Source organism: Chryseobacterium lathyri, from assembly GCF_030812195.1.
GTDB lineage: Bacteria > Bacteroidota > Bacteroidia > Flavobacteriales > Weeksellaceae > Chryseobacterium > Chryseobacterium lathyri_A.
In genome coordinates this window covers 318,579-344,251 of record NZ_JAUSSF010000001.1, presented here as the reverse complement: position 1 = coordinate 344,251, position 25,673 = coordinate 318,579, and the positions used below count along the sequence as shown (strand labels likewise).

Genomic DNA, 25,673 nt, shown 5'->3' with positions numbered 1-25,673 from the left:
AAGAGATTATTATGCCAAAATAAACATTTTAAGACATAGTGTAATAAAAAAGCCCCGAAAGATTCGAGGCTTTTCTATATTATATAAACATTTCTTATGCTTTCGCTGATCTGTCCATTCTTTTTCTTTCTTCTTCAGAAAGGATTTTCTTTCTCATTCTGATGAAGTTTGGAGTTACCTCAATCGCTTCGTCACCCTGGATGTATTCCATGCATTCTTCCAGTGAGAATAGGATTTTCGGTGCAACACCGGTATCTTTATCTTTTCCGGAAGCTCTCATGTTGTTCAGCTGTTTTGCTTCTACAATGTTTACCACCAAATCTCCAGGCTTGTTTTGTTCACCAATAATCATCCCTGCATAGATTTCCTCACCCGGATCAACATAAAACTTACCTCTGTCCTGTAATTTAGCAATAGAATATTCTGTAGCCGGACCTTGAGTTTTGCTGATCAAAACACCATTGCTTCTTCCAGGAATAGCACCTTTGAAAGGCTTGTATTCTGTGAAACGGTGTGCCATAATAGCTTCACCAGCAGTAGCCGTCAACATCTGAGAACGCAATCCGATCAAACCTCTTGAAGGAATCTCGAATTCCATATGCTGCATCTCTCCTTTAGTTTCCATAATATGAAGGTCACCTTTTCTCTGAGTAGCCAAGTCGATTACTCTTGAAGCATATTCTTCAGGAACGTCTACAACCAAAGATTCATAAGGCTCACATTTTTCACCGTCGATTTCTCTAAGGATAACCTGTGGCTGACCAATCGTCATTTCGTAACCTTCTCTTCTCATGGTTTCAATTAAAACTGACAAGTGAAGAATACCTCTACCAAAAACAAGGAATGTGTTCGCATCATCTGTCTGCTGAACTCTTAATGCCAGGTTTTTTTCCAATTCTTTTGTTAATCTCTCTTTCAAGTGATTAGAAGTCACAAATTTACCATCTTTACCGAAGAAAGGTGAATTGTTGATAGAGAACGTCATGTTCAATGTAGGCTCATCAATTGCAGTTCTTGGCAATGGTTCAGGATTTTCAAGATCTACGAATGAATCACCGATCTGGAAAGCGTCAAAACCTACAACAGCACAGATATCTCCAGCTTTTACTTCTGAAACTTTTTTCTTTCCTAATCCTTCAAAAACATATAATTCTTTTACTTTTCCTTTCAGAACCTTACCGTCTGCCTGAGCAAGACCGATCCACTGAGATTCTTTGATCTCTCCTCTGATCACTTTTCCGATTGCAATTCTTCCTAAGAAAGAAGAAAAGTCAAGAGAAACGATCTGCATCTGTAAGTTTCCTTCCTCTACTTTAGGTTCAGGAACATATTGCAGGATACCATCCAATAATGGAAGAATATCTTCAGTCTGCTCCAATGATGTGTTGAACCAACCTTGCTTGGAAGAACCGTAGAACGTTGGGAAATCCAATTGTTCTTCTGTAGCCTCAAGGTTGAAGAATAAGTCAAATACCTGGTCATGAACTTCTTCAGGACGACAGTTTGGCTTATCTACTTTATTGATAACAACTAAAGGTCTAAGTCCTAATTCCAATGCTTTCTGAAGTACGAATCTCGTCTGAGGCATAGGTCCTTCAAAGGCATCAACCAATAGGATTACCCCGTCTGCCATTTTTAGAACTCTTTCTACCTCACCACCGAAATCGGCGTGACCAGGAGTATCAATTACATTAATTTTAGTGTCTTTATAGGTAACAGAAATATTTTTGGATAAGATCGTAATACCTCTTTCTCTTTCAAGGTCATTGTTATCCATTATTAATTCTCCACTTTCCTGATTTTCTCTGAAAATGTTTGTAGCATGAATAATCTTGTCAACCAAAGTCGTCTTCCCGTGGTCAACGTGTGCGATAATCGCAATATTTCTAATGTTTTGCATGAATGATTTTTACGGGTGCAAAAATAGTGATTTCTAATGAATAATGAGCAAGAATATAAATTAATTAACAAATTCATAATGAGCAAGTTCACAACTCGGTCCCGTTAAAGCTTTAAAATTGAAGATTTTATAGATCCATTTAAATTGAAGATTAAGAATCTCCCATTGGGTTTAATGATTAAGCCTGCCGATATTTTTGTAAAAAATAAATACAAAAGAGCTGAACTAAAATCATTGCCCCAAATTTCAACAAAAAAGACTTTTTCGAAATCTTATGCCGGAAAATAAACATGCTTAAAATCGCTCCTATAGTTCCTCCTATAAAGGTTGCCCCTAAAAGTGTACTTTCTGGAATTCTTCTTTTATGTTTAATTGAAAGCCTTTTGTCCCAGCCAAAAATAATGAAAGTAATAAAATTTATTATCAACAGAATGTATATCATAATCATAGGCAAAAATAATGAATTAAACGGTGGCTTCGAGTACCTCAGCCACCTTGTATTTGTCTTTTGATGATAAATTTTTCTTTTTATTTCTTACTATTAATCTAAAAGAAAAGTTATGTCTCACTACATTTCCAAAGGTAGCTGAGGCACTCGAAGCCTCCTTTCTTTCAGCCATCTCGCTCTTCAGAAAGTAAATCTCTATATGCTACAGCCAATTGAGGAAGCAGTTCAGGGCATCTATTAATCAGTGCTTCTTTTTTCTTACGGCTCCATCCCTGTACCTGTTTTTCCCTGTAAAAAGCAAGATCAATACACTCATATTCTTCATAATATATAAGCTTAACAGGAAGTCTATTTTTCGTATGATTCGAGCCTTCGCCTAAGATTATTTGTACTTCCTGTATAATAACTGCCATCTGCACATTATAAAATGTACATCCAGCCTTTGACATTCTCTTTCATATTTGAGTTTTCATAAATATAAGTTTTATCAATTCCTCTAGATTTAATGCCTTAGATCCATAAAAAAAGCTGCCTTCCTAAGAAAGCAGCTCTGACTATTTGTATCTAACGAATTATTTTTTAGCTTTTACATCAACAGCAATTTCGATGTCTTTGCTGATCATCCATTCTGCCGGATCTGCTTCTGAAGTACCGAATTTGATTCCCCAATCTGCTCTGTTTACTGTAAATTTCGCCTGAACAGAAGCTGAACCTTCAGTAACATCTACTTTAGCAGGAAACGTTACGTTCATTGTTTTTCCTGATAGTGTAAGGTTTCCACTTACTGTTTTGTTTGCTCCAGCTACCGCATCTGCAGGTGCTTCTTTAAGATCTGTAACACTTGTAATTTTGAAATCCGAAGTTGGATTCTTTGCTGTATCAAAGAAATCAGGATTTTTTAAGTGTGCTTCAAGATCTGCAGGTTTTTTATCTTTTTCTGTTACTGAAGCCGGATCTACTTTAATAGAATTCATATCGATCACAAAGTTTCCAGCTGTCAACTGTCCTCCTTCGATGCTTAGATCTCCTGATTTTACGTTAAGTGTTCCCCAACGAGGAGCCATACCGCCTTTGTGAAAAGCTTTCCAGTTTACTACAGAAGTAGCAACATCAACTGCCAAAACTTCACCTTTGCTCTCTGCTACTTTCTGCTCTGTCGCAGTCGCTGCCGTATCAGCTGTTTTTTCTTTTGTACACGATGCTGCAAGTAACCCTATTCCTACTAATGCAATTACACTAAGTTTTTTCATATTATTTATTTGTTTAAAAAATTTAATTAAAATTTTAAATTTGAAGATTCAAAAATAGAAAAACCTTCTCACTTATCACCTTAACATACATCAAGAAATAGAAATTTTAATATTTCCTGCCCTTTTCCCAATATAAAACACCGGAAAAAAGCATAATCCAAAGTATTTCACTCGATCGTAAAATTGCCTATTTTAGCTGTTTAAAATTTAAAATGAACATTACAAGCTATATAAAACAAACGCTCGATATTTCTGAGAAGAGCATCAACAATACCCTTCAATTATTAGCAGAAGACTGTACCATTCCGTTCATTTCCCGTTACAGAAAGGATAAAACCGGGAATCTGGACGAAGTTCAGATCGAACAGATCTCAAAGATCAGTAAGCAGTTTGAAGAAATTGTAAAGCGAAAAGACAGTATTTTAAAGTCAATTGAGGAACAAAATGCTCTGACAGCCGAACTGAAACAGAGAATTGAGGAAAGCTTTGATATTCTGGAGCTGGAAGATTTGTATTTACCCTTCAAAAAGCGCAGAAAAACAAAAGCAGATACTGCCAAGGAAAAAGGATTGGAACCTTTAGCCAGGATCATTATGAGCCAGAAAAGCAATGACCTGCAGTTTCTTGCCTCTAAATACCTGAACACTGAAGTTCCATCTGAAGAGGAAGCGCTTCAGGGTGCAAGAGATATCATGGCGGAATGGATCAATGAAAATATGTATGTCCGTAAAAACCTTCGCCGCCTGTTCCAGCGTAAAGCAGTGATTACTTCTAAGGCCGTAAAGGCTAAAAAAGATGAAGAGGATGCACAGAAATTCTCACAGTATTTCGAATGGGAGGAAAATCTCAACAGAACTCCTTCTCACAGGCTTTTGGCAATGCTGAGAGCTGAATCTGAAGGTTTTGTGAAAGTGAATATTGGAATTGATAAGGAAGAGGCCATTGATTTTATTGAAAAAGCCATCATCAAATCCAATAATGAAAGTTCGGATCAGATTTCCCTGGCCATTAAAGATAGCTACAAAAGACTTTTAGAGCCTGCTATTTCCAATGAAGCTTTGCAGGAAGCTAAAGAAAAGGCAGATAAAAAAGCAATTGAAATTTTTTCTGAAAACCTGAGCCAGCTTCTTCTCGCGCCACCTTTAGGCGAAAAAAGAATTTTAGCCATTGATCCGGGATACAAAAGCGGCTGTAAAGTGGTCTGCATTGATGAAAAGGGCGATCTTCTCCATAATGAAACCCTTTACCCTCACGCACCACAAAATGAAAGCGGAATGGCCATGAAAAAGATCCGTTCTATGGTGAATGCCTACAATATTGAAGCGATCTCCATCGGAAACGGAACGGCAAGCCGTGAAACTGAGTTTTTCATTAAAAAAATTGCTTTTGATAAACCGCTGCAGGTTTTTGTAGTTTCGGAAGCAGGAGCATCAGTTTATTCTGCGAGTAAAATTGCAAGAGATGAGTTTCCGTCTTATGATGTGACGGTTCGTGGCGCTGTTTCTATTGGAAGAAGATTGGCGGATCCATTGGCGGAATTAGTGAAAATTGATGCCAAATCTATCGGTGTAGGACAATATCAGCATGATGTAGACCAAACCCAATTGAAAAATGAGCTTGATTCTACGGTTATGAAGTGTGTAAATTCCGTAGGAATCAATCTGAATACAGCAAGCAAATCACTTTTAAGCTATGTTTCGGGGATTGGAGAGAAAATGGCGGAGAACATTGTTAGTTACCGAACGGAGAACGGTGCTTTTGAGGACAGAAAACAGCTTAAAAAAGTTCCGAGGCTTGGAGAAAAAGCTTACCAGCAGGCTGCGGCCTTTGTAAGAATTGCCAATGCGAAAAATCCACTTGATAATTCAGCCGTGCATCCTGAAGCTTACGGAATTGTAGAAAAAATGGCTAAAGATTTGGGTATAAAAACAAACGAACTGATTGCCAGCAAAGAAAAAACAGCTTTGGTAAAGCCAGAAGACTATGTTACGGAAGAAATAGGAATTTTAGGGATCAAAGACATTTTGAAAGAGCTTGAAAAACCCGGATTAGATCCCAGAAAAGCGGCTAAAATATTTGAATTTGATCCTCATGTAAAAAGCATCAAGGATTTAAAAACCGGGATGATTCTTCCAGGAATTGTTAATAATATTACAGCTTTCGGGTGTTTCGTGGATATGGGAATTAAGGAAAGCGGGCTTGTCCATATTTCTCAGCTGAAGGATGGATTTGTATCTGATGTGAATGAAGTGGTAAAACTCCATCAGCATGTCCGCGTAAAAGTAACAGAAGTGGACGAAGCGAGAAAAAGAATACAGCTGAGCATGATTTTATGATCTATCCGTTAAACTAAATAACAATTCATTTTGATTTTGAGCTATAAAAATTTAATTTTCGATTTAGACGGAACGCTTTGGGATTCCAGAGCCACCATCATTACAATATGGAATAAGGTGTTAAATAAACACCAACTGATCAAAAAGGATTTAAAGCCTGAAGATATGAATCAGTACATGGGTTTGCTGGCAGATAATATTTTAAAAGATATTGTTCCCGGAATTTCTGATCAGAAGGTTCAGGAAGTCCTTTCGGAAATTGTCCGCAATGAAAATCAGGTTCTCCATATCTACGGCGGTATTCTTTATGACGGCGTTGAAGAGCTGCTGAAAAGTCTTGCTAAAAATCACAAGCTTTTTATCGTCAGCAACTGCCAGGACGGATATATTGAAGCATTTTTAGCCTATAATAAGTTCAGTGACCTATTTACCGATTTTGAATCTTACGGACAAACCCAAAAACCGAAAGCTGAAAATATACAGCTCCTCATGGAAAGAAATCATTTAACCATTGAAGATTCCGTATATATTGGTGATACCCAAACTGATTATGATTCTGCACTGACAAATGGATTACCGTTTATTTTCTGTGAATATGGTTTTGGAAAGCTGAGCCCAAAAGATTATAAACCTTCAGTTTCAAAGTTTTCGGACTTGGAAGTCTATGTTTAATTTAAGAATATAGATCTCTATATCAATAATAAGGCTGTCAAAATTGACAGCCTTATCACTTTTAATCATTCTAAAATAAGCCTAATACTCTCTTTACGATTCCTGTACGGGAGCCGTTAATAAATTTTTATAATTGTTATTTAAACGTCGTAAAGCTACAACAGTATTTAAAAATCTATATGGAGTAACAGCATTCAATACTGTGTTCCCTACAATTTCATAGGTCTCCTGAAAGGTCTGCTGCACTACTGGATCTTCTATAAATTCTACAAAAACACCGTATTTCATAGCATTGCCACTACCTACCATCTTGTTATTTCTTACAGAGATTTCTTTATTTTTTGTTCCGCGTATAGTAATCCCCGTTAACAGATCTTCCAAACCTGAATTTCTCATTCCCGGATTTTCAATGGTATTAAAATTGGCAGATAGTAAATAATTATGTGCTTCAATCATAATTCCATTTTCCTGGGACGTCTTAATATTGTTATGACACACTTCTACCCCTCTCGTATCAGAAATATAAACTCCTGCGTAGCTAATATCGTTAATCACATTATTAGAAACTACTCCCAGATCTACAAATCTCACATTGATTCCGTGCTGACCTGCATTTCTTACGACATTTCCAGAAACAACAACATTTTTTGCATAAAGTTGGGGGGCGCCCGGTGTTGTATTATTGATCAAAATACCATCTCCGCCTCCACCTGTATTTTCAACAATATTATTAGAAATAACCACATTATTGCTGATATAATTCAAATGATCACTATTTTGAAGTTTGATACCTACTTTTACAGTATTTCTAACTCTGTTTCCTATCACAGTAAGGTTTGAAATACCGGAATCAAGATACATTCCATGTTCCAAGATAGTATTTTCAACGTCATTATCTGAAATACTGACAAAATTGGAATTTTCAGCAATATAAATACCTTGCGACGAATTTTCAAAGTAATTTTTAAAAATTGTAATATTTTTTCCTCCTATTACAATCCCCATATTATCTTTTCTGTAGCCCGATGCCTGTGTTGCCCAACTGTAATCAAATGAATTTTTAACTTTATTGAATCTAAAGGTTAAATGCTCTACTCCATTCAATCCTGACACTGCGGAATATGTAAAATCTTTGAATATATTCTTCTCAATAACAAGATTTTTTGCCTGAGCGCAAAGAATTCCTACATTTCTGGAACTAGCATTCACAACATAATCATTTCCTTCTCCTTCCAAACTAAATCCTGTAATGGAAATATTTTCCTTTTGTTCACAGTTAAAAATTTCTGAATTGGCTACAGTCTGCTTTATCTTGCAATTATTTGACAGAATTTTTTGGTTATTCTGTAGATAAAGCGTTCCATTAATCTCAATTGACATTTCATCAAAAAACACATCATACCCCATGGACAGAGCTTTGTTGATGCGTTCTGTAACTGTTGATACTGATATTCCGACTTCCTTAATATTCCACCATAATATATCCACATATCCTGACCACTGTCTCTCATAAAAATCATTATCCTTTTTTCGATAAATAACCCCGTCGTCAACGGCAGTACCAATTTTTTTATAAACAACAGCTTGGTGGGTATAATTGTCTACCAGCTGTACAATGTCCTCGTTAGGATAGCTATTACCCGATGTAAAAAAAGCATTTGCGTAAATCATAAAATCTTGTTTTTTGGTTTAAATTAAATAGTAAATATTCCTTCGTTAATTTTACTAATGCAAATGTAGCTGGGCAATACGACAAAAGTTGACGTGTTTTTTTGAATGATTATTTTTTTGAATGACTAGAAAATTAATTGTAAAAAATCAATGAAAGCATCTGTGCTTAAGTACGGGAGAATTATCCGCAGACCAACCGGTCAATTGATGAATTCAGGTACAGAACTTATAATTCTTTTGAGTATTATTTTTCATATAAAAAAGACTGCACAATAATCTGTACAGCCTTTTATTTAATATTTTAGGTTTCAACCTTAAGTCTCAAACCTGAAATCTAACATCCTTCAATTTTCTATTTATAATCCTTAGAATCTCTCCTTGGCTCTCTGGCTTCCGGCCATTTTACAGTCTCTCCTTTATCATCCTTAGGCATTACTCTTATTTCTCTGCTCGTAAATTCAGGATCTTCAGATGCCATATAAGCCAATGCAGCTGTTAAAACAACATTATTTTTCACCTCATCAAAAACGATCTTGTCGTAGGTATCTTTTGTAGTGTGCCATGTATAGCCAAAATATCCCCAGTTCAGAGAACTTAAAGAAAACCCCGGCACCCCGGCTGCTACAAATGATGCATGATCAGAACCGCCGCCTCCAGGCATTCCCGGAAAATCTGTTTTAATGTGGTCTCTCACTGTTTTTGGAACTCCTGTTAACCATTTTCCGATATAGCTGTAAGAATCCACAAATCCCTGACCGCTGATATTGATCACACGTCCCGTTCCGTTATCCTGGTTGAATACTGCCTGTGTTCCTTTCATAATCTGCGGATTATCTGCTACGAAGCCTCTGGAGCCATTCAATCCCTGTTCTTCACTTCCCCAAAGTCCAACAACAATAGTTCTTTTATTGTTCGGATAATATTTTTTCAGTATCCTCATGGTCTCAAGCATGGTAAGTGTACCTGTTCCGTTATCTGTCGCTCCCTGTGCTCCATCCCAGGAATCAAGATGGGCAGAAAGAATCACATATTCTTCAGGTTTTTCTTTTCCTTTAATGATACCGATCGTATTAAAGCTTTTAGCATCAGGAAGTATTTTGGACTGGGCTTCAACTTTAATCTTAGGTTTTGCTCCTTTTTCTGCCATTCTGTAAAGCATTCCGTAATCTTCCACATCGATGTCGATCATTGGAATCTTTGAGGTCTTAGCTCCGAAAATCCTGTTCGCACCCATGATCCCGGTCCAATTGGAAATAGCGATTCCCGCTGCACCCGCTTTTTCCAAAACTTCCGGAAGCGTATTGTTATCATAGCCAATATTTTTCACATAATCTCGAAAATCTTTTCCGGCCTGCTCTTTTTCTGCTTTCAGTTTTTCATACAGCTCCGGAGTGGCAAATTCTTTAATCTGCTCGTCTGAACGTCCTATCTTCTGGTACTGTGCCATAAGCACTATTTTTCCCTTTACAGAAGGAAGCCATGCATCAAATTCGGCTTTGGAAGAAACTTTTGGAAGCACTATGACCTCAGCCTCTACTGCCTTTTTCGTTGCCGGACTCCACGCAAGCTGTGTTGCAGCCAATGATTTCACGCGGGGATACACCATATCTACATGGGTAATTCCACGTTGCCATCCTTTCCATGTTCCGAACTGCTGAAGGCTGGATTCTATTCCCCAGGAACGAAGCTTAGCCGCAGACCATTCATTCGCAGCCAGCATTTCAGGAGTTCCCACAAGGCGCGGTCCGATACCGTCCAGAAGCTCATAGGCCATATTTTCCAGCTGGGAACTGTTATTGATTTCATCTACAAAGCTTTTCACAATAGGATCAAGCTTTTCTTTCGGATCTACCTTCACCTGAGCCCATGAGAATTGGGCGGCCAGCATAACCGCAGGCACAGCAAAAAATTTATTTATCTTCATAACATATATTGAATGCTTAAAGATAGTAGAATTTGTGTAAATGAAGAAGGAAATACAGGAGTAAAGGGCGAATTTGCCAGCTTGGCAATTTTGTATTTGACCAGTAAAATCAAGGCATAAAAAAACCGGCTCTCTGAGCCGGTTTGGGAACGAATTATTTTTTAGCTTCTTCTACAGAAACTTTTCTGAATTCTTTGAACAGTTTGCTAAGTTCTAAAGCTGATTTACGAGCTCTTGTACCTGCAGCTTTGTTTCCTTTTTCTGCTTGTTGGTTAGCCTCAGTTGCAAACGCTTCGAATTCAGCGTTGATTTTTTCAATTAGTTCTTTCATTATTTTTAAAATTTAGGGTGCAAATATAGGTTTTATGGTAATTCCAGCCTAACTAAGACTAAAAAATTTTGAGTCAAAATGCTATTTTTTTCTTCTTTTTCTTCACCGGACCGTCATTTTTTATGGTTATAATAAAAATTCAGTGCTTTTATTAGGTCTATTCGGCTTGTAAAAGGATTATTCGAGTATTATATTTTCCTTTCATGCATCCATTTATTTTTATTCAAAATTCTATCATTGTTTTAAAAAGATAACCTTACAAAACCGTTTGCTTCTTAAAATTGATAATTCCCAGACAATAAAACAACAAACTGAACAGCAATATTCCAGTCGAAATTGCTGCCAGTTGACACTTCCCTTCTTAAAGCAACTCCTTTGCTTTTCTACCCGCATTTTCCAGCAATGTCAGACTTTCCGGTGTGATACGGTCTGCAAAAATGATCCGAAAATGATGACTGTATTCATCCGTTAATGAAAATGTATTTCCGGGGGTAAACAGAATTTTGTTTTTGTCACAATATTCAAAGAATCTCTTCATATCGGTTCCTTCCGGGAGCTTTCCCCAAATGCTGTAACCTCCTTCAGGACTGTGGAAATAGGAGTCTTCAGGAAAGTAGTGTCGTAAAGCGTTCAGTAATTCAACAGCCTGCCTGTTCAGCTGTTTGCGGAATGACCGTAAATGCCGTTCATAACCGGTTCCCTGAAGAAGTTTCAGTATCAATTCCTGATAAATAGGGGCAACTGATCTTCCCAGGACAAACCTGGCCCTTTCCGAACGGGAATAGAAACGTCCGGTATGCAGCCAGCCCAAACGGATACCCGGTGCCAGCGTTTTTGAAAATGAAGAATAGGTGATCACCAGGCCCGAATGATCAAAGTTTTTAATGCATTTTGGTCTTTTGTCACCAAAATAAAGATCGCCATAGATATCATTTTCAATAATCGGAATCTGATGCATAGATGCGACCGCCAACAGCTCTTTTTTATCATCATCACTCATCACGATACCTGTCGGGTTGTGGAAATTAGGTGTTAAGACCACAGCTTTTATATCATTCGAAGTACAGACTTTCCTAAAATATTCTGTATCAAAACCGTTTTCATAATGCACGGGAATCTCGATCATTTTAAGACCCAGATTGGCTACAGCCTCCAAAACTGAAAACACGCACGGACTTTCAACAGCTACAATATCACCGGGCTCCGTTACCGCTCTTAAAGCAATGGTCAAGGCCTGTAGTGCTCCGTCTGTAATGATGAGTTCATCAGGATCGATTAAACATCCGTGATTTGCCATCTGTATGGAAATCTGTTTCCTTAATTCATACAATCCGTTTGAGGGATAATAACGTAACAATGCAGCTCCTTTTTCGTGGATGACTCCCTGCATCGTTCTGAGGATCAGTTTTTGTGGCATCAGAAGATCTCCCGGTGCGGCCATATTGAAAGAACTGGATTCTGAAGGTTTGTTTCTGGCAGAAGTCAACATCACATTTTTTGCGAATACGGCATCTCTCACAACAGGAATCAGATCTGTCCTTACCTGCGGGGTACGATCTTCTTCAACTGTGGCGACGAAATATCCTGAACGGGGACTGCTTTCTACCAATCCTTTCATCATCAGATATTCAAAACCACTTTGAACAGAGCTTGTACTGAGTTGATATCTGCTTTTGATCTCCCGGATGGAAGGCAGACGTTCTCCTTTCAGCAAAATTCTATTTTTGATCTGCTCTTCAATAACCGCTGTAAAAATTTCATATTTATAGGATATCATTATTATTTTCATTACACTGTACTGAACAAATTTACAAAATAAACAACTGTACCGGTTAAATTAATGAAAACTGTATCCCTTTAGAATCCAATAATCTTCTAATTTTGAATAAAAAAAGATTCATGAATATAATTTCAAAATTTACAGTGGGTTCTGAGGAGGGAATTTCTGATCTTATAACCATTATTGATTCTTCAGTTTATGCCATGCACAAAGGACTGGTTCCTGAAGAGGACATCAAAAAGTATATTGAAAACGATATTGATCCCAGAAAAATGATCAATGACCTTAATGATCTTTCCAACCAGTTGATCATTACCTATGCAGACGGTAAACCGGCAGGTTACAGCATTGTCAGAAGCGGATTGAGCCATCCTACCCTTCCAGAAGATAAAAAAGCAACAAAAATAAGCTTTGTGATCCTCCCGGATCTTGATTCACCGGAGATTAGAGAATCACTTTGGAAAAAAAGCAGATCTGCAGCCAGTTTTACAGATATAATATGGCTTAATATGATGGTTCACGATCCGCTTTTAGAATTTCTAAAAGAATCAGGTTTTACAATTTTTGCGGATACTACCGCTGGACCTTTTCAGCTTCCGTCACATATATTAAAACTGAACATCAAATAATTTCCCGGCCTTATACAAAGCTTGGCTACTCATAAGCCGTTTAAAATAACATTAGCTTAACATTGATTTTCATATCTTTGATTTTTATAATTTCTAAATTATGAGTGACCAGCTTGAAACTATTGAAGATTATTACAGACGCATCCGGAAAAACCAGATAAAAATGTTCGATTCTGATGATTTTGAAACAGGAAAGTCGCATTTCAATGTTTCTATGAGGAAGTATTGCAGTTTTAAAAGCCCGTACAACCGCCGTGATTATTATAAGATAAGCTTTATTATTGGAAAAGGCACATTTCAATATGGAACGCATGAATTGTATATTGACCGCCCTGCCCTGTTTTTTCCTTCACCTAATATCCCGTACTCATGGGAATGTGACGGGGATCTTCAGGAAGGATATTTCTGTCTGTTCAATCAGGAGTTTTTTAATGGAAATACTGAATTCAACTTGTTTAAAAGAACCTCACTATTTAAGGAATGGAGCAAGCCTATTGTTTTTTTAACGGATGAACAGACTCAGCTGGCTACTCTTTATTTTGAACAGATGTATAGGCTGAATAATTCAGCATATCCGTTTCGGTGTAGCAGTATTAAAAGCCATTTAGCCTCGGTAATGCACCTCGCCTTGGAGAACCGTATGGATGATATCAATCCGGATGAACTCCCGGCTAATATCCGTTTATACCGCCTATTTGATGAGCTGCTCAATAAGCAATTCCCTCTGGACTCTCCTGCTTATCCACTCACTCTGAAAACGGCCTCTGATTTTGCAGATCAGCTTAATGTGCATGTCAATCATTTGAATTCATCGGTAAAATCGGTCACTCGGCTTACCACGACTCAAATTATTAAAGAAAGGGTATTTGAGGAATCCAAAAATCTGTTGAAATACACTAACTGGGATATTGCTGAAATAGGATATACTCTGGGGTTTGACCAGCCTTCCCATTTCAATAATTTCTTTAAAAAACACGCAGAGGTTTCTCCTTTGAAATTTAAAAATGAATTTTAAATCTTTGATTTTTGTAATTTTTACTTTGTCTTTTAAAATTGTATCTCTGTATTTCCGGCTTATTTTTGCCTAGTAAAATAATGAATGAATATGTTGTTGAAAGAAGCATCTGAAAAAAGAATCAGATTAATAACCATTATGGCTTTTGTGTCGATCCCCCTTTCCGGGTTTGTCACCGATATTTATTTACCATCATTCCCATCAATGGCAAAAGAGATGCAGGTCTCTGAAAAGGACATCCAAATCACTTTAACATCTTATTTACTGAGCTACGGGATCTCACAGCTTTTTGTTGGGGGAATTCTGGACAGCATCGGGCGCTACCGTCCTAAACTGATCGCCCTGTTTCTACTGATCATCAGCAGTATCCTGATTACGATGACCGACAGCATCCTGCTGATCTGTCTGCTGCGTATTCTCCAGGGAGCCGCCGTTTCTGTACTGGTTGTTGCTACGCGGGCTATTTTTGTGGATCTCTATGATTCTGAAAAAGTAAAGCATTATCTGAGCTATTTCACGATCGTATGGTCCTGCGGTCCTATTCTGGCTCCTTTCCTGGGAGGATATCTTGAAAAACTGTTTAACTGGCATGCCAATTTTCATTTCCTTGCTTTGTATGCAGGAATTCTGTTCTTATTTGAATGGTTTTTCAGTGGGGAAAGCTTACCGGAGAGGAAGAAATTTAATCTTTCTGAAAACATCAGCCTGTATAAAATGATGCTGAAAAACAGGATCTTTATGCTCGGAATTTTCATTTTAGGGTTAAGCTACTCTATTGTTATGCTTTTCAATATTACAGGTCCTTTTATCATTGAAAATACGTTTCATTTTACCCCAGTAGTTATCGGATACTGTACCCTGATCTTAGGATTTTCATGGATGATTGGCGGTTTTATAGGAAAACGGAGACTTAAGCTTGATTTTAAAGAGAGGATCTTACAGCCTATCATTTTACAGCTGGTCCTGATTACCGGACTTATTGCAACCGGCTTCTACGCGGAAAGTCTTTTCATTATGGTTCCTTTTGCCTTTTTTATCCATATTTGTTCCGGAATTCTGTTTACATCATTTTTTACTACCAGTATGCTTTATTTCCCTAAAAATGCCGGGACAGCAGGTGGGCTGATGGGCGGACTGGTCTATGTAATCACTTCCATTACAAGTTTTATTATTTCGGTCAGTGGAACTGTCACAAAGCAGGATGGTCTTGCCTGGCGCTATCTGGCAATTGCCATTATACTTTTAGGAATTATCCTGGTCATGCACCAGGCCGTTAAAAAAGAACAAGCAGAGAATTGATCTCTGCTTTTTTATTTTTAAAAATGACTCAGTCCCAGAATCTATATGTATTCTTACTTTTTAATAAAAGCAATGGCATCTACTTCTATCAGCATATTATCTATTGCCAACCGGGGAACCGGAATTAAAGTACTTGCCGGGAATTCATTATTTTTCCATACTTTATGCATTTCCTCTGTCCATATCTTAAGTTTCTCCTGATCATGATCAACAATCAAAATCGTAATTTTAAGAATATCATTCACACCTAACTGATAAGCGGCAAGCGCAGTTTCTAAATTTTTCAGGGAAAATTTAACCTGGGTTCTGAAATCTTTAGAAAGATGGTGCTCTAAGCCTTCCCCTCCGCTTTGTCCGGATATAAATACATATTTTCCTTCAACTTCATTCGTTGTAGCGTGAGAAAAAGCAAAAGGAGTCGGATCAAAAAGACCTTTTGGATTTGTGTGGACGACACTGGCCACATTATTTGTTTTTTTTGTTTTATGGTGATTTGTATTTTGCGAAAAGGCCAAAAATCCCATACAGAGAGTGGATAAATTAAATACTATACTTCTCATGATATTTATTATTTTGTTCTGAATATTGAAGCAAATATAGAGTCCAATATTTTCAGAAAAATAAACATATGTTGAAGTTTTTAGCTTTTATAGACAGTATATTTACCGATTTTATTTGAAACAAGGCAACACACACAAGCAGGTAATATGTACACTTTCATACGCTCCAGATTATTAAATATCACAAATTCTCATAAGTCTGTTCTATTAAAAAAGATACTGCTTTTTTGATTTTATCGCGACCGTCATCAGTATTAAGGTCTATACCACAAAATACACTGCCATTTACGGAAGCATACATATTCAAGTAATAAAGTCCTGAAACTAAAATGGCCGATATTGCACGGAAATCCTGCGAGCGTTCTCCAAAATGAGGATCGATAATTAACTTAAAGAGAGTTTCCCCATTTTCTTCCTGCATATTGGTCAGCTTTGTCAGGGATTTCCGGGATTCGGACAAACGCCACAATAGTAGTTTCTGCAGCTCCTTATTGTTATATACATAATCAAATTGCTGCAGTAACATGGCCTCGGTAAATGCTTTTCCTCCGTCTTTTGGATCTGGCATCATTGTTTCGGTAGTTACGTTGCTCCAATAATCCTGGGACCGGATATATTCATCCATCAGACCATCCATTCCTCCAAAATAGGTGTAGATCATTTTTTTATCTACTCCGGCTGTGGCAGCGATATCATTTATTTTTAATGCCGCATATCCTTTCGTTTTCAATATCTTTCCAACTGCATCCAAAAATTTCTTCTTACTGCGTTCCTTGTTCCGGACACTGCCTGCTGCTGATTTTCTTTCCATAGCTAAACATTCGATTATACAAGTTTAAGGAAATTTTAATTATTTTAGACACCGCTTAGTGTCTTGTTTTGTATATTTGCAGAAACTAAACCATTCTATATATATTTAAACACTATTTAGGTTGAAAAAACTAAAAACAATTGCAAAATGAGTTCAGTTTATTCCCTCAGTTTAAAGAATGCTTCAGAAATAATGACAATGTGAGATGATGAAGAAACGGTTATTGGAATCCAACTGTGGAAATTCGTTGTTCCTGTACCTAAAGATGATTTCGAATCTAAACAACTAAGGTAAAAACACTAAATGTGACAGCATCATTAAACTTCTAATGATGCTGTTTTGATTTGTCTATTTGGTATAAACTAATTTATCATGAAAACAATAACTTTTTTATCAGTTTATTTTTCGGCCTTATTTCAAGTATTACAATAGTACTCAATGAATGGCATCGATATGGATATCGCTATCAATAATATAATACGAGTTTCACAGGCAGAAATAATCGCCGCATAAAAAATTCGATCTCATTTGTTTACTTCTTCTAAAATAAAGAAAGTGACCATTTAAAAATGGTCACTTTTTAATTATCTTAAGTCTGCTGCTAGTGTCAACTTAAGGGAAAGTATACTTTTATATAAATGATTTGGTATTAATTATTTATGAGACTATCACCTTAAAACACACAACCAGATTACCGCATCACCGAATATTCTTTCTTATTTGAAAGGACATCCAACATTACTTTTGCAATTCTAGCTCTCTCATCCTCTGAAAGATTAGACCCCGAAGGCAGGCACAGGCTATTTCCGAACAGATTCTCTGCTACTTTCCCACCGTAATATGGTGCGTCTTTAAATATAGGCTGCAGATGCATTGGTTTCCAGATAGGACGGGATTCGATATCTTCTTTCAAAAATGCCAGACGCAAATCTTCATGGCTTTTTGATGATTTTGTTTTTGTATCGTCAATGGTAATAACGGATAACCAGTGATTGCTGAAAAAATCGGAATCAGGTTCTGAAAATAATTTTACTCCTTCTATATCTTTACAGATTTCTGAATAAAAACTATGCATTTTTCTACGCCCTTCTACTCTTTCATCCAACACTTCCATTTGCCCTCTTCCGATTCCTGCACTGATATTACTCATTCTGTAATTGTATCCAATTTGGGAATGCTGATAATGGGGAGCATTATCTCTAGCCTGCGTGGAAAGGAATACAGCTTTATCTTTGTCTACCTGGGAATGACATACCAATGCGCCACCTCCGGAAGTCGTAATAATTTTGTTTCCGTTGAATGACAAGATGCCAAAACGGCCAAAAGTTCCGCAAGCTTTTCCTTTATACTTAGATCCTAATGATTCAGCAGCGTCTTCAATTAAAGGAATGTCATATTCAGCAGCAATTGATAAAATTTCATCCATTTTTGCAGGCATTCCGTAAAGATTAACCACAATAATCGCTTTGGGCTTTTTGCCTTTTGAAATTCTGTCTTCTATCGCTTCCTTTAAAGCCACCGGACACATGTTCCAGGTATCTTTTTCGGAATCTATAAAGACAGGAACGGCTCCCAGATAGACAATAGGATTAGCAGAGGCGGAAAATGTCATAGACTGACAGATAACCTCGTCTCCATGAGTGACATCGCACTCAATTAATGCCAAATGTAAAGCAGCAGTTCCCGCAGAAAGTGCGGCTACTTTTACATCTTCATTTAAGAATAACTCCAAATCTTGTTCAAAACCATCAACATTCGGCCCTAAAGGTGCTACCCAATTTGCGGCAAATGCTTCTTTAATGTATTTTAATTCATTTCCTCCCAAATGGGGAGATGATAACCATACTTTTGATTTCATATTTTACTATTCTAAATTTTACTAAATATTTAAACTTCTACTTTTTATTACTTTACCCGGATTGCCTACTACTGTAGCGCCATCCGGCACATCGCTGATAATGACAGCTCCCGCACCAATGGTGCACCATTTGCCAATTTCTATTCCCTGTATCACACTGGCTCCAATTCCGATATGGGTTCCTTCACCTACATATACGTTTCCGGCCAGCGCCACATTGGGAGATATATGGACAAAGTCTTCGATTATACAATCGTGATCAATAGAAGCATTGGTATTGATAATACAGTGCTTCCCTATCTTTACTGCTGCATTTATAGTCACACCGGGCATAACGATAGTTCCTTCTTCAATCTTTAATCTCTTGGATAGTATAGCCTTGGGATGCAAGAGGGTAATATAATTGAAATGCTCACCCCGGTTAACTACTCTTTTCCGCAACCTGTTATTTCCAATAGAAATAAGTACTTCTATATCATAAGGCGGAGCTTCATGAATAACAGTATAATTCAATACTCTCTCTTTCGACGGGTTTTCGTCGATATATGCTTCAATATTATAACCGCATTCTTCGGCGATTTCAGCCACTACTTTTCCATGACCACTTGCTCCGTATAAATACATATTCTAACTACATTTAATTTAAATTAATTATTTCCTGTAAAAGCCTCTACCGTGGCCTGATCAGCCTGGTTTATGCCTTCCTTTTTTATTACTTTTTTTAAAGTAAGGAACATCACTTTGCAATCTGTTGCAAATGATACATTATCTATGTACCAAATATCTAATTCAAATTTCATCGTCCAGGAAATGGCATTTCTCCCATTTACCTGTGCCCAGCCTGTAATGCCAGGACGTATATTGTGTCTTCGTTTTTGAGATTCACTGTACAAAGGAAGATATTGCGGCAATAGAGGTCTTGGACCTATCATCGCCATGTCTCCTTTCAATACATTAATCAGTTGAGGAAGCTCGTCCAGGGATGTCTGACGTATAAAACTTCCAACCCTTGTTAAGCGTTCCGAATCGGGCAGATAATTCCCCTGTCCGTCTTTTTTATCATTCATTGTCTTAAACTTGATGATATAGAATATCTTCTCATTTAATCCCGGCCGTGCCTGCAGAAAGAAGGGTTTTCCCTGATTTGCGAAATACAGCAAGACTGTGACAATAATGAAAACAGGTGATAACAAAATCAGCCCTATTAACGCAATCAGAAAATCTATAACCCTTTTTAAAAAAAATTTATACACGGTAATCTTTTTCTTTAATTAGTTTTTTGTATTCACTCAATAAAGCTTCCCAAATGACAGACTGCTCGTAACGTGATTCTATCATTGGCCGGGCATTCATTTTTAACTTTTGATAATAATCGGTGTCCGACTTCATTCTTTCCATTGCTTCACCAAGCTTTTCACTGTTTTTCACAGGAACAATTACTCCATTCTGGTTTTCTATAATAATTTCGTTGCATCCGTTGATATCAGACACTATACTCGGCAATTCCATCGCTCCCGCCTGCATCACTACATTTGGAAATCCTTCCCGGTAGCTTGGAAAGGCTAATGCATCAGAAATGGCAAAATAGGGACGAACATCTTTCTGAAAGCCTACAGATATGATATCCGGGTTATTTTCAATTTCTTTCAATGTATCCAGATGCAGAGGATCCAGCTCTTTTTCCAGAGGGCCAACCAGTAATAATTTGGACTGGCGCTGTGAATTTTCTTTTTTGTTTATAAGAGAAAAGGCTTTAACCAATTCATTAATTCCTTTATCTCCTACTAAACGTCCTATAAATACAAAAACAAAATGCCCCTCTTTTATATTCAGTTCTTTTTTTAAAAGCGTTTTCTGTGCTTCTGTAATCTGGTCAGGCGAAAAATATGAAGTATCAATTCCATTGGACGACCCATTTCCAATTACTTTTATTTTGCTTTTATGAGTATAATTATTCTGCAAGATGTATTCATATAGCCCTTTTGAGTTTGGATATACCTTTGTTGCAGATGCATATGTTAATTTCTCTACGAAATTTAGAACTTCACGTTTCATACCTGTTACTTCCATCAAGGGCAAACCTGCTACGGTATGTAATCGGTGGGGAACTCCTGCCAGCTTTGCTGCCAACATACCTACTATGCCGGCTTTAGGTGTGTGCGTGTGTACGATTTGCGGTTTTTCTTTTCTTAGAAGCTTATAAGTACTCCATAAAGATTTAATGTCTTTAACTGGAGTAATCTGACGAGACATATCAATAGCAATGACTTCTATTTCCTCATCACTTTTCACCTCATCCAGTTCTTTTCCAGGCGAAGAAACTCCTATTACTTCGAAATGTTCTGACATAAACCGATGCTGCCCCTTTAATAATATTTTTAAAGAAAGCGGAATTGTTGTTATGCGAATTAGTTTAGTTTTCAAATCTTTAAATATTTAGTTCTATCATCTTCTATTCCTCTTGTAACTAATACCTTTATATGGCATTTTATTACCGAATTTTTAAGGCATATCTATTATGCTTTGAATGAGTTTTAAAATCTGAACCTCGTTTCACATGAAATTTGGTTCTGAAATCAATACTGCTTTCAAACTAAATAATTTCCGTTCTGTCTTTGTGTATTTTTTGTAGAGGCTATTTATGCTAACCTAATGGACCTGGACAAGTACAATAATCCGTACTCCTATTCAGGTCATATATCATAATGCTCTCCAGATAATCATTGGTAGAAAATATCTTAATGATTTTTTAATTCTACTCTGATTTTGTTTTATAGCTGCGCCCATTAATATGTAAACTTACTACTGTCTTTAACATGTTTTAAAAGCGATTCTTTAGAATTATCAATTTTGTTATTGATATTAAATTTATAATTGTTCATTTGAATCATAGGGTACAATCCAAACTGTTCTCTTTTTTCAAAAGGTTTTGTAACATTACGAGTAACAAATTTATCTACTTTAAAATAACCTTTCATTTCTTTGATATTAGGTTTAGTCTTATATCCAGCAATATAAATTCCCGTATTGGAATTTTCAACGGATATATTACTGCAAGAAATTGTTACTGATTTTGACATAGTCTGATTACCATATTGTGCTAAATGCAAGTCTATACCTACATTTGCGTTATTAATTTTCACATTGTCAATATTGATATTTTCTAAGTCATTTGAGCTGTCATCAGGTTCAATATCAATACCGGCCATAGGATTGGTTCCATTAACATTTGCAATTAATAGATTTTTTATAAATACATCTTTACCTCCAGCAATTGTTATTCCATTTCTTCTTATATTGTTAATAATCCCACCTATAATGTTGATTTTTTCTGTTTCCAATAATTTTTCTTTAGTAATACCCTTTCTTATATTTCTCATGGTTTTCACCAATACAATCCCATCGCCCCAACAATCTGATATATTAACATTAAAAATATCAATATTCCTTGAGCCTCTAATATCAATACCAAATCCCCACTCACCTTTAGAATCTAGATGCTTATCACGATCACCTATTAATGTAGGGTTATAAATTTTAACATTTTCAACACCATGTAAACTAATTATCTGGTATCTGACATTAGCTGTTGGTTTTAATATTAAAGAAGAATTCTTCTGAAAATAGATTTGCGAATTGGATTGGGCAAAAATTCCACTGGTCATTAATGGGAAATCCGGCATCATGACCTTCTTATTGGCATCAATAGCTTTTTGAATATAAGCTGTATAATCAACAGTTCCGTCTTTCACATAACCTTTTGGAAGTATTGTTTCAATTTTGAAAAAATCTCCCGTCGGAACAGCAATATCCTGGGTTAATATTAATGATTTATCAATGGATACCTTATCTTTTCGTTGAGAGCAACAAATGGTTGAAAAGGTTAACAAATTCAATATTAAAAATGATTTTATAATTTTCATAATAAATCTTTTATATTATTTTTTACAATTCTATATTTACCGCTACCTTCCACAGGAATTTCATTAACATAATGTAAATGTATTTTCATAGCATTTCCCACTCTGTCTTTCCAATTTCCGATAAATACTTTTTCAATTTGTTTGGAATAGATTTCTTTATCAATAACGACATACAAATCCAGCTCTTCCAATTTGTTCTGTACAGCCTGAAATCTAATAATCCCTTTTGTATCTTTTAAGGTATTGGAAACATTTCCCAAATTGATTTTTCCATTTTCAACTGAATAAATAAAATCATCAATTCTTCCTAAAATTTCTTTTACCAAAGGATTATTATTTCCACAACTGCATATTTTGTCCGGCTCTTCAAGTGTTATTGAATCGCCAATATCATATCTTATGAGTGGAGTCGCAGCCGTTGTAAATGAAGTCACTATCAACCTGCCGGATTTTGCAGGCTTATCATTTTCATCTAAAACTTCAAAAACACCAGTTTGCAATTCTAAATGAAGATTTCCTTTTTCACATTCAATTATAAAAGGAGCCCCCTCAGAAGAAGCATATTGATTATAAAGTTTTGCTTTAAAAAATTTTTCAATATAATATCTTGTTTCTTCGGTAATAGTTTCGGCTGTAGGGAAAACTGCTTTTACAGTATTTTCCGGAAAATTATAGCCGTTCGCAATACCATATTTGGCAATTTCCAATATTGTTGAGGGAAACCCCACAAAATATTCGGGTGCATAGCTTATTAAATTTTCTACATAATACTTCAGATAATTATCTTTGATATGAAATGTAGAATAATAACGGACATTATTTATAAAATCAGTCTTCCAAAATCTTTTCTTTTTAATATCCCGATCTGTCAATAAACTTTTTCCAGAAAACCAAGCTGTTTTCTTTCCCAATTCATATCCAAATCTGGACCTGAAATCATCTAAAAAAGCAAATCTTTCCTGACTATCTCTAAAGAAGAACTTAACTTCCAAAGATTTTCCCGTAGTACCTCCCGTCTTAGACTTTTCTAATTTTTCGGAAGTTTTTACAGTAATGGTTTCAATATTATTACGGAGCACCTCTTTATTAACGATAGGCAAACTTGAAATATTTTCTATCAGTGCAACATTCTCAATATTTCCAATTGATTTTTTATAATATTCTGAATTCTGAATTACAAATTCTATAAATTCTGAATATCTGTTTTTCTGGTACTCTTTTAATTCTTCTAATGATAATGTGCGATTTTCTTTTTTCTCTTTCCTAAAATGTTTATACTCGCCACCATACCTTCTTTTATAAGCCTGCCTGTTATAGAGATAGACCATACAATTCTGAAGAAAATCTGGTAATATTTTATATACTTTCTCTTTCATTTAAAAACCCTGTTTAATCATTAATTTAATAAAGTTTGCAAAATCAATATTCTTCAATAATGAAGCATATTTTCTATGAAGTAGATTTTTTAAATATTTTTTTTCATCTATAGAGGTTACTTTAGAAAAATCTAAATAATAAATTAAAGATTTTGTAATGTCAGATTTTACCCTGCTATTATTTTCAGCTTCCTGCAAATACAATTCAGTAATTACCGGTGAATAAGCTATTCCAAAATCCTTACTTAATCTCAGCCATAAATCCATATCTTCTCCTCTGGATAAACGTTCATCAAATAAGTTCATCTTTAAAGCCTTTTTACTCACACATACACAGGATGTGTGTATCAATCCTTTTTTAACAACTATTTTAAAATAATCTTTAACAATCCCTTCCTTAAGCTCATCGGGTTTTCTATTATCTATATGGATTCCCGTAGCATATTTTCTTGCAAAATTCGTCACAAAAATATCTGCCGAGCCTTTATATTTGGTGATCAGATTGTTTATTTCTTCTAAATGATTGGGTAACCATTCGTCATCAGCATCTAAAAATGCTATATAATCATATTGCGATTTTTCAATACCCAGATTACGGGCTGAAGAAACTCCACCATTCTCTTTATTAAACAATTTTACTCTTGGATCATTTATTTCATTTACAATGTCTGGGCCTTTATCTTTACTTCCATCATTAATAATAATTATTTCAAAATGCTGATACGTCTGATCCAGCACTTTACGGACCGTTTCCAGAATATATTTTTCTTTGTTATACAAAGGGATTACTACTGATATCATTATTTTAAATTAAAAATTAAAAACAGGAAGAAACAAATAAAGAAAACTCCCAATAAATTTATAAATCCTATTTTCTTGTTGGTCTGAGTATATGGATACATTAGAAAAGGAATGAAAATCCATGACAAAAAACCAAAACGGTCACTAAAAGCCGCGGAAAACATAAGAAAGAAAAACGCAGACGTAAGCATGTACGTTACATAAAACCTTTTATATTTTAAATGTTCCTCAATATTTTCAATGCTTTTAAGAGTGTAATATCCGATAACTGCAAATATGGTATTGAATACAAAGAAGTTTAATCTAAAACCAGTTTTGTAAGCAACTTTAGCTCCTTTGGAATAATATTGATCCAATCTTTCCTCTACCAAAACATTTATCACAGGTATTTTACCTAAAAGTTCATTAAGGTTAAAGTTCACTAATGACAGTACCGTAGCTGCGATATAAATCGAAAATATAACCTTCAGGTTGTTTATCCTGGTAGACATTATAAAAACCATAATAGGAATAATAATGGAAGCGTGGTTGAAAAATGCAACAATGAAAAATACAATGGATAGCCATTTTTTCTTATCAAAATAGGTGACTGCCAGAAAAAAGAAAGAGAAAGAAATCCCCTGCCTTGTCGTGTTAATACCCATAGTTTTAAAGAAGAACATACTTACCACAATAAAGAAAATAAGAAATCTGTTTTTTTGTGTTAAGTTTCGTATGCCTATAATAATAGGTGTTACATACAATGCTGCGTTTAATGTAAAAAAAACTTTATAGTTGTCACTGAGTTTACGGGCAAATAATGAAATAAAATAGATTCCTATATCTTTGACTTCATTTAAAGATCTTACAACCTTAGCTCCTGTAAAATAAATCAATGACCTTTCTGAATCAGAGCCTACCTTTTTATCTCTGATTCCTATCAGCAATATCATTACCAATGCATAAAATATTAATAAAAAATTCTGAATATCATCAGAATTCTTTCTTTTGTAGACATATTCATTAATCAGAATGACAGCAAAAAGTGCCACACTCATATAAATAAGTGTAAATCTTAAATCAAATGCATTTATAATAGCTTCCATTTCT

At 35.8% G+C, this 25,673-nt stretch carries 23 protein-coding genes; 5 read left to right on the top strand and 18 right to left on the bottom strand.

Annotated elements, in window-relative coordinates; translation table 11 throughout:
- Positions 1–94 precede the first annotated feature (94 nt).
- The 4 genes from typA to J2T03_RS01550 all read right to left on the bottom strand — a co-directional run bounded on the left by typA (position 95) and on the right by J2T03_RS01550 (position 3,598).
- Complete coding sequence (gene typA, locus J2T03_RS01565; protein WP_306843094.1) at positions 95–1,900, bottom strand: translational GTPase TypA; 1,806 nt, start codon at positions 1,898–1,900, stop codon at positions 95–97.
- A 178-nt stretch (positions 1,901–2,078) separates the two neighbouring features.
- Positions 2,079–2,342, bottom strand: a complete 264-nt coding sequence (locus tag J2T03_RS01560) for a DUF1294 domain-containing protein (protein WP_307211067.1) — start codon at positions 2,340–2,342, stop codon at positions 2,079–2,081.
- A 170-nt stretch (positions 2,343–2,512) separates the two neighbouring features.
- Positions 2,513–2,797 (bottom strand): GIY-YIG nuclease family protein, encoded by a 285-nt coding sequence (locus J2T03_RS20525; protein ID WP_307209062.1) that lies wholly within the window; start codon positions 2,795–2,797, stop codon positions 2,513–2,515.
- A gap of 123 nt (positions 2,798–2,920) precedes the next feature.
- A complete protein-coding gene (locus J2T03_RS01550) occupies positions 2,921–3,598 on the bottom strand; it encodes a YceI family protein (protein WP_306843095.1) in 678 nt (225 codons plus the stop codon).
- 212 nt (positions 3,599–3,810) lie between these two features.
- On the opposite strand from J2T03_RS01550, the gene J2T03_RS01545 reads away from it, so the two are divergent.
- The gene (locus J2T03_RS01545; protein WP_307209061.1) at positions 3,811–5,934 is read left to right on the top strand and encodes a Tex family protein; all 2,124 of its coding nucleotides are present in this window, start codon (positions 3,811–3,813) and stop codon (positions 5,932–5,934) included.
- 36 nt (positions 5,935–5,970) lie between these two features.
- Positions 5,971–6,606: an HAD family hydrolase gene (locus tag J2T03_RS01540; RefSeq protein WP_307209060.1), complete on the top strand. Its 636-nt coding sequence runs from the start codon at positions 5,971–5,973 to the stop codon at positions 6,604–6,606.
- A 93-nt stretch (positions 6,607–6,699) separates the two neighbouring features.
- Here the strand turns inward: J2T03_RS01540 and J2T03_RS01535 are convergent, their stop codons facing one another.
- The 4 genes from J2T03_RS01535 to J2T03_RS01520 all read right to left on the bottom strand — a co-directional run bounded on the left by J2T03_RS01535 (position 6,700) and on the right by J2T03_RS01520 (position 12,309).
- The gene (locus J2T03_RS01535; protein WP_307209059.1) at positions 6,700–8,277 is read right to left on the bottom strand and encodes a right-handed parallel beta-helix repeat-containing protein; all 1,578 of its coding nucleotides are present in this window, start codon (positions 8,275–8,277) and stop codon (positions 6,700–6,702) included.
- A gap of 352 nt (positions 8,278–8,629) precedes the next feature.
- Positions 8,630–10,201 (bottom strand): M20/M25/M40 family metallo-hydrolase, encoded by a 1,572-nt coding sequence (locus J2T03_RS01530; protein WP_307209058.1) that lies wholly within the window; start codon positions 10,199–10,201, stop codon positions 8,630–8,632.
- Positions 10,202–10,355: 154 nt separating this feature from the next.
- The gene (locus J2T03_RS01525; RefSeq protein WP_040994607.1) at positions 10,356–10,532 is read right to left on the bottom strand and encodes a histone H1; all 177 of its coding nucleotides are present in this window, start codon (positions 10,530–10,532) and stop codon (positions 10,356–10,358) included.
- A gap of 361 nt (positions 10,533–10,893) precedes the next feature.
- On the bottom strand, positions 10,894–12,309 hold the full coding sequence (locus tag J2T03_RS01520) for an aminotransferase-like domain-containing protein (RefSeq protein ID WP_307209057.1): 1,416 nt from the start codon (positions 12,307–12,309) through the stop codon (positions 10,894–10,896).
- A 122-nt stretch (positions 12,310–12,431) separates the two neighbouring features.
- Here J2T03_RS01520 and J2T03_RS01515 point away from each other — a divergent pair, with 122 nt between their 5' ends.
- The 3 genes from J2T03_RS01515 to J2T03_RS01505 all read left to right on the top strand — a co-directional run bounded on the left by J2T03_RS01515 (position 12,432) and on the right by J2T03_RS01505 (position 15,255).
- Positions 12,432–12,941, top strand: a complete 510-nt coding sequence (locus J2T03_RS01515) for a hypothetical protein (RefSeq protein ID WP_306843101.1) — start codon at positions 12,432–12,434, stop codon at positions 12,939–12,941.
- Positions 12,942–13,041: 100 nt separating this feature from the next.
- Complete coding sequence (locus J2T03_RS01510; RefSeq protein ID WP_307209056.1) at positions 13,042–13,956, top strand: helix-turn-helix domain-containing protein; 915 nt, start codon at positions 13,042–13,044, stop codon at positions 13,954–13,956.
- Between the two features lie 93 nt (positions 13,957–14,049).
- Positions 14,050–15,255 carry a Bcr/CflA family efflux MFS transporter gene (locus J2T03_RS01505; RefSeq protein WP_373426898.1) on the top strand — a complete coding sequence of 402 codons (1,206 nt, stop codon included), beginning with the start codon at positions 14,050–14,052 and terminating at the stop codon, positions 15,253–15,255.
- Positions 15,256–15,308: 53 nt separating this feature from the next.
- On the opposite strand, the gene J2T03_RS01500 is transcribed toward J2T03_RS01505, so the two are convergent.
- From J2T03_RS01500 to J2T03_RS01455, 10 genes are all read right to left on the bottom strand, one after another.
- A complete protein-coding gene (locus J2T03_RS01500; protein ID WP_307209053.1) occupies positions 15,309–15,815 on the bottom strand; it encodes a RidA family protein in 507 nt (168 codons plus the stop codon).
- Positions 15,816–15,996: 181 nt separating this feature from the next.
- On the bottom strand, positions 15,997–16,626 hold the full coding sequence (locus J2T03_RS01495) for a TetR/AcrR family transcriptional regulator (protein ID WP_307209051.1): 630 nt from the start codon (positions 16,624–16,626) through the stop codon (positions 15,997–15,999).
- Between the two features lie 691 nt (positions 16,627–17,317).
- On the bottom strand, positions 17,318–18,484 hold the full coding sequence (locus J2T03_RS01490; RefSeq protein WP_307209050.1) for an aminotransferase class I/II-fold pyridoxal phosphate-dependent enzyme: 1,167 nt from the start codon (positions 18,482–18,484) through the stop codon (positions 17,318–17,320).
- 21 nt (positions 18,485–18,505) lie between these two features.
- Positions 18,506–19,108 (bottom strand): acetyltransferase, encoded by a 603-nt coding sequence (locus J2T03_RS01485; protein WP_306843107.1) that lies wholly within the window; start codon positions 19,106–19,108, stop codon positions 18,506–18,508.
- Positions 19,109–19,131: 23 nt separating this feature from the next.
- Positions 19,132–19,737 (bottom strand): sugar transferase, encoded by a 606-nt coding sequence (locus J2T03_RS01480; protein WP_307209048.1) that lies wholly within the window; start codon positions 19,735–19,737, stop codon positions 19,132–19,134.
- Positions 19,730–20,833: a glycosyltransferase family 4 protein gene (locus J2T03_RS01475; protein ID WP_307209046.1), complete on the bottom strand. Its 1,104-nt coding sequence runs from the start codon at positions 20,831–20,833 to the stop codon at positions 19,730–19,732. Before J2T03_RS01475 ends, J2T03_RS01480 begins: the two co-directional genes overlap by 8 nt.
- 437 nt (positions 20,834–21,270) lie before the next feature.
- Complete coding sequence (locus tag J2T03_RS01470; RefSeq protein ID WP_307209045.1) at positions 21,271–22,407, bottom strand: hypothetical protein; 1,137 nt, start codon at positions 22,405–22,407, stop codon at positions 21,271–21,273.
- The gene (locus J2T03_RS01465) at positions 22,404–23,783 is read right to left on the bottom strand and encodes a phenylacetate--CoA ligase family protein (RefSeq protein ID WP_306843111.1); all 1,380 of its coding nucleotides are present in this window, start codon (positions 23,781–23,783) and stop codon (positions 22,404–22,406) included. The genes J2T03_RS01470 and J2T03_RS01465 overlap by 4 nt, the downstream gene beginning before the upstream one ends.
- Positions 23,784–24,584, bottom strand: a complete 801-nt coding sequence (locus J2T03_RS01460) for a glycosyltransferase family 2 protein (RefSeq protein WP_307209042.1) — start codon at positions 24,582–24,584, stop codon at positions 23,784–23,786.
- Positions 24,584–25,669, bottom strand: a complete 1,086-nt coding sequence (locus J2T03_RS01455) for an EpsG family protein (protein WP_307209041.1) — start codon at positions 25,667–25,669, stop codon at positions 24,584–24,586. The genes J2T03_RS01460 and J2T03_RS01455 overlap by 1 nt, the downstream gene beginning before the upstream one ends.
- Between the last annotated feature and the right edge of the window lie 4 nt (positions 25,670–25,673).